The organism is Kribbella sp. (assembly GCF_035655035.1).
In the GTDB taxonomy this organism is placed as follows: domain Bacteria; phylum Actinomycetota; class Actinomycetes; order Propionibacteriales; family Kribbellaceae; genus Kribbella.
This window is the reverse complement of sequence record NZ_DASRVN010000076.1, coordinates 1-8721: the sequence shown is the minus strand read 5'-3', so window position 1 is coordinate 8721 and position 8721 is coordinate 1. Positions and strand designations below refer to the sequence as shown.

The 8721-nt window shown below is 69.5% G+C and carries 11 protein-coding genes; 7 read left to right on the top strand and 4 right to left on the bottom strand.

What is annotated here, in order from left to right; genetic code table 11:
- Positions 1-187: CysS/YqeB C-terminal domain-containing protein (locus VFF46_RS04780; RefSeq protein WP_422653752.1), on the top strand; the 187-nt coding region annotated here is incomplete at its 5' end.
- Here VFF46_RS04780 and VFF46_RS04775 read toward each other — a convergent pair.
- The 3 genes from VFF46_RS04775 to VFF46_RS04765 all read right to left on the bottom strand — a co-directional run bounded on the left by VFF46_RS04775 (position 184) and on the right by VFF46_RS04765 (position 1759).
- Positions 184-570 (bottom strand): pilus assembly protein CpaE, encoded by a 387-nt coding sequence (locus tag VFF46_RS04775; protein ID WP_325035785.1) that lies wholly within the window; start codon positions 568-570, stop codon positions 184-186. The genes VFF46_RS04780 and VFF46_RS04775 overlap by 4 nt on opposite strands.
- 82 nt (positions 571-652) lie before the next feature.
- Positions 653-1021 carry a hypothetical protein gene (locus tag VFF46_RS04770; protein ID WP_325035784.1) on the bottom strand — a complete coding sequence of 123 codons (369 nt, stop codon included), beginning with the start codon at positions 1019-1021 and terminating at the stop codon, positions 653-655.
- A 12-nt stretch (positions 1022-1033) separates the two neighbouring features.
- Positions 1034-1759 carry a M15 family metallopeptidase gene (locus VFF46_RS04765; protein WP_325035783.1) on the bottom strand — a complete coding sequence of 242 codons (726 nt, stop codon included), beginning with the start codon at positions 1757-1759 and terminating at the stop codon, positions 1034-1036.
- Between the two features lie 180 nt (positions 1760-1939).
- Between VFF46_RS04765 and VFF46_RS04760 the strand changes: the two genes are divergently transcribed.
- From VFF46_RS04760 to VFF46_RS04750, 3 genes are all read left to right on the top strand, one after another.
- Positions 1940-3298: a sensor histidine kinase gene (locus tag VFF46_RS04760; protein ID WP_325035787.1), complete on the top strand. Its 1359-nt coding sequence runs from the start codon at positions 1940-1942 to the stop codon at positions 3296-3298.
- Positions 3295-4035: a response regulator transcription factor gene (locus tag VFF46_RS04755; protein ID WP_325035786.1), complete on the top strand. Its 741-nt coding sequence runs from the start codon at positions 3295-3297 to the stop codon at positions 4033-4035. The genes VFF46_RS04760 and VFF46_RS04755 overlap by 4 nt, the downstream gene beginning before the upstream one ends.
- A 209-nt stretch (positions 4036-4244) precedes the next feature.
- Complete coding sequence (locus VFF46_RS04750; protein ID WP_325035782.1) at positions 4245-5327, top strand: winged helix DNA-binding domain-containing protein; 1083 nt, start codon at positions 4245-4247, stop codon at positions 5325-5327.
- A 2-nt stretch (positions 5328-5329) separates the two neighbouring features.
- On the opposite strand, the gene VFF46_RS04745 is transcribed toward VFF46_RS04750, so the two are convergent.
- Positions 5330-5674: an MmcQ/YjbR family DNA-binding protein gene (locus VFF46_RS04745; protein ID WP_325035781.1), complete on the bottom strand. Its 345-nt coding sequence runs from the start codon at positions 5672-5674 to the stop codon at positions 5330-5332.
- 64 nt (positions 5675-5738) lie between these two features.
- On the opposite strand from VFF46_RS04745, the gene VFF46_RS04740 reads away from it, so the two are divergent.
- From VFF46_RS04740 to VFF46_RS04730, 3 genes are all read left to right on the top strand, one after another.
- Positions 5739-6815 (top strand): alpha/beta hydrolase, encoded by a 1077-nt coding sequence (locus VFF46_RS04740; protein WP_325035780.1) that lies wholly within the window; start codon positions 5739-5741, stop codon positions 6813-6815.
- Positions 6775-7521, top strand: coding sequence for an esterase family protein (locus VFF46_RS04735; protein WP_325035779.1), 747 nt, complete (start codon positions 6775-6777; stop codon positions 7519-7521). Before VFF46_RS04740 ends, VFF46_RS04735 begins: the two co-directional genes overlap by 41 nt.
- Positions 7522-7558: 37 nt before the next feature.
- The coding region (locus tag VFF46_RS04730) for a hypothetical protein (RefSeq protein ID WP_325035778.1) at positions 7559-8721 on the top strand (1163 nt) is incomplete at its 3' end.

Here is an 8721-nt window from a genome sequence, read left to right as displayed (position 1 = left end):
CTTCCGGCGGTGGATCGAGGACGACCCGGAGCTGCCGCCGGCTGTGAACGCGATCCTCAAGGTCCGCTCGAAGGCGTTCGACGACGGCGACAAGGGCAAGGCCGACCTGCGCGAACTCCGCGACGAACTCACGAACCTCGGCTACACCGTGAAGGACAAAGACAAAAAGCAGTACTGGCGCGTCTAGCCGCCGAGTAGGTGGATTGCGGCTTCGGCGTAGGCCTGTTCGGCATCGGGGGCTTCGTGGGTGGTGTCGGTGAGGGTGATGCGGTAGCCGTCGGGCGTTGCCTCCAGGGAGCGGAAGTGCGGGCCGAGCAGGGCGCGTAGCTGCTCCTCACGCGGCAGCCAGATCACCTCGCGTTGCTCGATGCTGTCCAGCGCCCACTCCGTGGTGCCGTTGAACCCGATCACCTTGCTGCCCTGGTAGTCGTGCACCTCGACGGTCATGTCACTCACCACGAACACGTCGTCGTCCATGTCCCGGTCCGGTACCACGAACCGGTCCCCGGCGCCGGGCGTCCACAGCACCCCGGCCTTGCGCAGTCGTCCGGCCTGCTCGATCGTGATCACGCCTCCATCCTCCCCACGGCACGCAAATACCGCAGGTCCACGCGAGCCGCCACCACCGAGTGCGGCTCGCGCGGAGAATGGTTCAGCGGTGCAGAGCGGTGCGGAGTTCGTCGGCGCGGCGGGCGATCCGGTCGCGGCACTCGGTGGTCAGCGGGAGATCGATCAGCGCGGTCGCCTGCAGATGGCTGAGCCCGAACTCGGCACGCAGCCGGCGTACGGCGGCCGGACGGTCGGCGGCGGAACGCAGTACCGCGGCCACCTCGTCCCGGCGCTCGAAGGCGGCCAGGATGCCGTCGTAGATCTCCAGCTGGGTGTACGCGGACCGGTCCGGCTCCGCCATCGTCTGCTCTCCCTTGTCGCTGGTCCGGATCACCTGCCGCCAGAGAGCGGGTACGGCGAGCCGGGCGCGGGTGTAGCGCCGGGTCAAGGGCTGGGCGTAGGTCATGGTCATTTCAGGATCCCCCTAGTCGTTGTCTGCCTTCGCCAGCGCATGTGGTTCGCGCGGCGGGCACTTCGTACCGGGCGTGGTGGTCGCCTCGAAGTGCCACGGTTCGTTGTCGTACCGGCGGCAGATGCCGTACCGCCAGCCGTTCTTGTCCAGCCACGTCATCGCGGCCGCCGGAGCGATGTCGACGGCCTTGCCGAGCACGTGCGCGGAGTACTTCGGGGGCAGCACCCAGCGGGTCGCCGCCTGGTACGAGCCGTACTTCTCGATCGCCTCGTTCAGCAGCCGCTGCTGTTTCGCGGCGCTGCGCTTGCCGGAGTTGATCCGGATCGGGACGCCGGCCGCCTTCGCGGCCGCGAACGCCTTCTTCAGCCGGGCCTCGAGCTTCGGGGAGAGCGCGTCGATGTTCTCCTCCCGCGGCACCTGCGTCGGCTCCTCGGTCGACTGCTCGGTCGGCTGCTCGATCGGCGTCTTGGCCGGCTTCTCAGTGGGGCTCGTCCGCGGCGTCTTCGTCGTACGGCGGACCGTCGGCGTGACGGACGCCACCGTCACGGGCGGGGCGCTGTACGCCGGCGCGCTGTTCGTCGAGACCACCGGCCGCTTGTCCGCGCCGAGCCCGAGGGCGTCCCCGACCTGCTGGTGCCAGAGCAGCAGCGACCCGGCGACCGCACCGACCCCGACCACCCCGATCACGGACAGCAACCGCGTCCGTGGCGCACGTCGGTCGGGGTGGCGGTCGCTCATGGGGTACAGCCTTTCGTGGTCAGGGCAGTGGGCGCATCCTTCCCAGGGACCGTCCTGCGGCCCTAGCTGTAGCCCCTGAGTATCAGTTCGGACGCCGAGCCTCCTCCAAAAGTTGGAGGGAACGCCCCTCCACTCAGATGAAGCTTCGGCAAACACGGCTTGACTACCCTGGGCGACGTGATGGGACTGTGGCGGCGGATGACGCAGGGACAGCAGGATCTGCTGGTCGCTGCGGTCGTCGGGGTGATCTGGTTCGCGGCGCTGAACCTGATCAACGGCACCTGGCTGCGGCCGCACAACCCGGCGGTTTCGGTGGTCACCGGGACGTTCCTGGTCGCAACGATCGCGTTCGCGCGGCGGATCCCGCGGACGATGCTGGTGATCGTCTCGGTGCTGTACCCGTTCCTGTACGCCGCGGTCGGCACCGGCCTGGCCGCTCAGCTCGGGCTGGAGATCTTCGGGCAGCCGGAGATCAGCGACGCGGCGCTGCAGTCCGAGATCCACCTGGTCCCGCTGCTGGTCGTCGGGTACCTGGCGGCGTCGGCGGGCGTCCGGCGGTTCACCTGTCTGTTCTTCACGATGGGCAGCCTGGCCGGGTTGATGATCGGGCTGCCGACCGTGGTCGCGATCGTCCTCAGCCACGTGAGCCGCGACATCACGCAGTACGGCGACCGGTACCGCAGCCTGCCGCGGAACGTGGCCAGCCTGTACTCGTACATCGACGTGTCACTGTTCGTGTTCGCCGAGGCACTGATCTGCGGGATGGTGCTGCTCGGCGCGGACACCCGGCGGCGCCGGAAGTCGGTCGCGCTGCTCGAACAGCGCAACGCCGAGCTGGTCCGGCTGCGCGCGGTCGAGGCGGAGCGGGCCGCGGTCGCGGAGCGGACCCGGATCGCCCGCGACCTGCACGACGTGATCTCGCACCACGTCAGCGCGGTGGTGATCCGGGCGCAGGCCGCGGACCGGGTGGCCGACCAGCGTCCCGAAGTACTGCGGGAGGCGATCCGCTGGATCATTGCCAGCGGCAAGGAGGCGCTGACCGCGATGCGCGAGACCGTCCGGGTGCTGAACACCGCGTCGCCGCAGATCGCCGGCGACACCGGGTCCGGCGGCGGGACCGCGCCGGTGCCGGACCTGGCCGACGTGGCGCGGATGGGCGAGCGGCTGAAGGCGGTCGGGATCGACGTCACGATGCAGCTCCCGCCCCGGCAACGGCAGCTCTCCTCGGCGACCGACCTGACCGCGGTACGGATCATCCAGGAGGCGCTGACGAACGTGATGGTGCACGCGAAGGCCACCGCGGCGCGGGTGACCTGGCAGAGTGGACCGCAGGGCGAGCTGCTGACCATCGACGACAACGGGAACGGCGGCCCGCCGCCGGTGAACGTACTGGAGACGGCGCGCCGCCAGGAGAGCGGTCGCGGCAACGGACTGATCGGGATGCGGGAACGGGCCACGGCGGTCGGCGGCACCCTCGCCGTCGCGGCCGGCCCCCTGGGTGGATGGAGAGTGCAGGCATGGCTGCCGCCGCAGAAGTGAGTGAGCCGATCCGGATCCTCGTCGCCGACGACCAGGGCGTGATCCGGATGGGGCTCGGGATGATCCTCGACCACGAGCCGGACCTGACCACGGTCGCGCAGGCCGAGAACGGCGAGGAAGCGCTCCGGCTGATCGACCAGTACGACCCGGACGTGGTGCTGATGGACATCCGGATGCCGGTGATGGACGGGCTGGTCGCGACCGAGCGGATCACCTCGGCGAACCGTGCGGCCGGGCGGGCGCGGCCCGCCGTACTGGTGCTGACCACGTTCGACGACGAGGCGTACGTACTGGCCGCGGTCCGGGCCGGGGCGTCCGGGTTCCTGCTGAAGGACACTGACCCGGACCTGCTGGTGTCCGCCGTACGGGCGGTGCACCGGGGCGACTCGCTCGTCGATCCGGCGTCCACGCGGGTGCTGCTGGAGCGGTGCATGGAGCTGGAACGCCAGGTCGACGGCGGTACGACGAGCCCGCCGCAGGCGCAGCCGGACCCGCGCTGGACCGGCCTGCTGTCACAGCTCAGCGAGCGCGAGCGCGAGATCCTGGTGTGGATGGCCCGTGGCCTGTCGAACCGCGACCTGGCGACCAAGCTCTTCGTCAGCGAGACGACGGTCAAGACCCACGTCAGCTCGGTGCTGTCCAAGCTCGGCCTGTCCAGCCGGGTCCAGGCGGTCGTCGTCGCCTACGAGGCCGGAGTGGTCCGGCCGGGCGAGGCGGATGTGCGGTGGGAGTCCTAGAGGAACATCCAGAGCGCTGCCGCGGCGGCGATGAGCAGTAGTACGACGGCCACGATCTGGCTGAGCGCCGACGCCTTTTGGCGTTGCGGCAAGAAGTCCCCGGTCATGCTTCCAGAGTGCGTCGCGGAATCGGCGTACCCATCGGCCATCAGGATGGTTCTTCTGTAGTACCGGGGGATGACGCGCCCTGCCTTTCGTAGGCTGTCGCGGTGGATACCCGTGTGCTCAGCCGGCGCGAGCTGAACCGTGCGTTCTTGCAGCGGCAGCAGTTGCTCCGCCGGGAACCCGGATCGGTGGCCGAGTTGCTCGAGCGGCTGGTGGGTCTCCAGGCGCAGGCGCCGCTGGCGGCGTACGTCGCGTTGTGGTCCCGGCTGGAGGGTTTCGACCCGGACGAACTGTCGGGGCTGATGCTGTCGCGCCAGGCTGTGCGCGCCTCGTTGCAGCGAGCGACCATCCACCTCGTCACCGCCGACGACTGCCTGATGCTCTGGAAGCTCGTCCATCCGGTCGCCGATCGCGGGCTGCGCGGCTCGTTCGGCAAGCAGTTGGCCGGGGCGGACGTCGAGGCGGTCGTTGCCTTCGGCGCCGAGTTGCTGAGCCGGGAGCCGTACAGCCGCGCCCGGCTCCGGGACGTACTCGGCGAGCGCTGGCCGGACTGGGACGCGAACGCGATGGCGTACGCCGTGAGCTACCTCACCGGCACGGTCCAGGTCACGCCGCGCGGCGTGTGGGGGAAGACCGGCCCGGCCGCGCTGCAGACGATCGAGAGCTGGCTGGGGCGTCCACCGGTGGCCGATCCGTCGATCGACGACCTGGTACTGCGGTACCTGGCGGCGTTCGGGCCGGCGAGCGTGGCCGACGTACAGACGTGGTCTGGCCTGACGAGACTGCGCGAGGTACTGGACCGCCTCCGCCCCGGGCTCCGCGTGTACGCCGACGAGGACGGGCGGGAGCTGTACGACGTACCGGACGGCCCGCTGCCCGACCCGGAGACACCTGCTCCGGTCCGGTTCCTTCCGGAGTACGACAACCTCCTCCTCTCCCACGCCGACCGCCGCCGCGTGAACCCGACCGCCCGCCCGGTCCCCCTCCCACCCGGCAACGGCGCCGCGATCGGCACGGTCCTGATCGACGGCGACTACACCGCCGACTGGCGCCACCACCGCGGCACCACCCTCCAGGTCACCCCGCACCGCCCCCTCACCCCCACCGAACACCAAGCAGTCGAAGCCGAGGCGACGAACCTCCTGCAACTGATCGGCAGCCCCGACACCCCGGTTGTGGTCTCCTGAGATCACTCGGAGCCGAAGTACTCGGCTCGGAGCTTCTTCGGAACGCACATCGACCAGGCGTCGAGGATGAGTTCGCGGAGTTCGGTGGGGTCCAGGGCGGCCAGGCGGACCTGGATCCACTGGAAGCGTTCGTCGGAGGGGCGGGGCGGGAGGAACTTGTCCGGTTCGGCGGCCAGGGCGGCGGCGCGTTCCTCGCGGGGGAAGCCGATGCCGATCGTCTGCTCGTCGCGGGAGACCGCCAGGTAGACGATCCGGCCGACGCGGAACTTGATCTGGTCGCGGACCAGTACCTCGTAGCTGCGCGGGAGCTCCGCGGTGATGGAGCGGATGTCGGTGAGATCGACCACCTTCCCACGATAGAACGCCAACACTGACAGGGGTTGTCAGTGTTTTCCGGGCTACCGTGGTCGGATGCCTGCTGTCGTGAGCGCGGTCGAAGGGGCCGAGGTGGTGTTCCGCCTCGGTGACGCCGCGCATGCGTTCACGGGCGTCCGGCTGTGGCAGGAGCTGGGGCTGCCGGCGGAGCTGCTCGAGTTCAAGCCGGTGGACTACGGCTGGGAGCTGCGGCTGCCGCGGCCGTCGGTGCACCGGATGGAGTACCTGTTCGACATCGCCGACCTCGGCATGCGCACCGATCCGACCAACCCGCGGGTGGTCGGCGGCGCGTTCGGCGACCACTCGTGGCTGCCGCTGCCCGGGTATGTCCAGCCGTCGTGGATCGAGGTCCAGCCGATCCCCTGCACGCTCACGCCGCTCGCCGTCGAGTCTCCGGTCGGGACGGTCGACGTCCAGGTGTGGGCGCCGGAGGGGATCGCGCCCGGGTTCGAGCTGCCGTTGCTCCTGGCGCACGACGGGCCCGAGTTCGCGGCGTACGCCGGGCTCACGCATTACGCGGGCGCTCTCGTCGCCTCGGGCAGCCTGCCACCGTTCCGGCTCGCGCTGCTCCGGCCGACCTCGCGGAACCTCTGGTACTCCGCGAACCCGCAGTACGCCGAGGCCTTGACGCAGTACGTCGTACCGGCCGTGCAGGCGCAGTACCGGAGCCGGAGGCCCGTGCTGATGGGTGCGAGCCTCGGCGCGCTCGCGGCGCTGCACGCGGAGTGGACGTTTCCGAACACGTTTTCCGGGCTCTTCCTGCAGTCGGGGTCGTTCTTCACGCCGGAGACCGATCCGCAGGAGTCCCGGTTCGAGTTCTACGCCGAGGTCACCGCGTTCGTGGAGCAGGTGCTGACGGCAACCGCCGCGCCCAGTACGCCGGCCGTCGCGATGACCGCGGGGACCACCGAGGAGAACGTGCACAACAACCGGGTGATGGCCGCGCGGCTCGCCGAGCTCGGGCTGAGCGTCGTACTCGACGAAACTCCCGACATGCACAACTTCACAGCCTGGCGGGATGTGCTGGATCCTGAGCTGACGGAGCTACTGCGACAGACCTGGGGTGGGGCGGATGGAACGGGAGCAGGTCGAGTTGGAGGCGCCGGGGCTTGACCGCCGCGGCACGGTGATCCGGTACGGCCACTTCGGCCGGCCGGTGCTGGTGTTCCCGAGCGAGCAGGGACGCGCCTGGGACTACGAGAACAACGGCATGGTCGACGCGGTCGCACCGCTGATCGAGGCCGGGCGGGTAAAGCTGTACTGCGTGGACTCGTACGACCACGTGAGCTGGTCGGACCGGAGCATCCAGCTGGAGGTCCGCGCCCGGCGGCACGAGCTGTACGAGTCCTGGATCGTGAACCAGGTGGTGCCGACGATCGGGACGGACTCACCGGATGCCTCGGACATCATCACGACCGGGTGCAGCCTCGGGGCGTTCCACGCGCTGAACTTCGCGCTCAAGCGGGCGGACCTGTTCCCGGTCGCGATCTGCCAGTCCGGGAACTACGACGCGACCAGCTGGCACGCGTGGGGCGAGCGCGGCGACGCGACGTACTTCAACAACCCGGCCGACTATCTCCCGAATCTCTCCGGCGACCACCTGGACTGGTTGCGCCGGCGGCTGTTCATCGTGCTCACGGTCGGGCAGGGCGACTGGGAGACGCACCCGACCGGCTCGCTGCCGTCGGCGTTGAAGACCGCCGCCCTGCTGGAGGACAGGCGCATCCCGCACGAGCTCGACCTCTGGGGGTACGACGTCGCGCACGACTGGCCGTGGTGGCGGCAGCAGCTCGCGCACCACCTACCGCGGTTCTGTTAGAACGTACCCTCGTAGCACCGACGTACGGAGGATGACTGTGGCTGATCGCTCGCGGCATTTGATCGGGTTGCTGCTCGGCGCCGAGGAGGACTGGCCGCAGGCGTTCGAGGCGCTGCTGCAGCGGGTCGGGCCGGTGACGATCGACGGGCGCGAGCACGAGTTCGGGTCAAGGCGGCTGACCATCGAGCCGTTCGACCTGAACGATCCGGTCCGGGTCGGGCTGGTGATCGACCGGCTCGCGTACTGGTACTACCACCCGCGCGAGTGGCTGAAGAAGGCCGCGCTGATGAACGGGACGTACCTGCTGAACTCCCCGTTCACGTTCCAGTCGATGGAGAAGCACTCGGCGTACTGCGCGATGCTCCGCCTCGGGCTGAAGATCCCGCGGACCGTGCTGGTGCCGTACAAGAACCCGGTCGACAACGTGCGCTGGGCGTACACGTCGGCGAAGTACAACCGGTCGTTCGACCTGGACGCGCTGGCCGCGGACCTCGGGTACCCGCTGTACATGAAACCGTTCGACGGCGGCGGCTGGCGGGGCGTGTCCCGGATCGAGAACGCCGACGACCTGCACCGCGCGTACGACGCGTCCGGCGAGATGCTGATGCACCTGCAGGCCACCATCGAGTACGACAAGTTCGCCCGGGCGCTGTCGATCGGCGCCGAGACGATGGTGATGGACTTCCGGCCGGACCAGCCGATGCACAACCGGTACGCCGTCTCGCACGACTTCCTGTCCCCGTCCGCCGGACACCAGGCGGTCGCGATCAGCCGGATCGTGAACGCGTTCTTCGGCTGGGAGTTCAACTCCTGCGAGATGCTGGTCAAAGGCGACTCGGTGCATCCCATCGACTACGCCAACGCCTGCCCGGACGTCGCGGTCACATCGCTGCACTACTACTTCCCGTGGGCGTTGAGCGCGCTGGTGAAGTGGTCGGTGTTCTGCCTGGCGACCGGCCGGCGGACGTCGGCCGACCTGCACACCGAGCGGTACTTCGAGATCGCGGACTCGGACCTCGACTACGACGCCAAGCTGGACGGGTACCTGGCGCTCGCGGACGAGCACTTCGAGACGGCGAAGTACCAGGAGTGGTGCGCCACCCACCTGGGCGACTTCGACCTGCGGGTCCGGGACTGGGTGGCAGGCCCGGACTTCGAGCGGATACTGCGCGAGACCGTGGCGGCGACGTACCCGCCGCA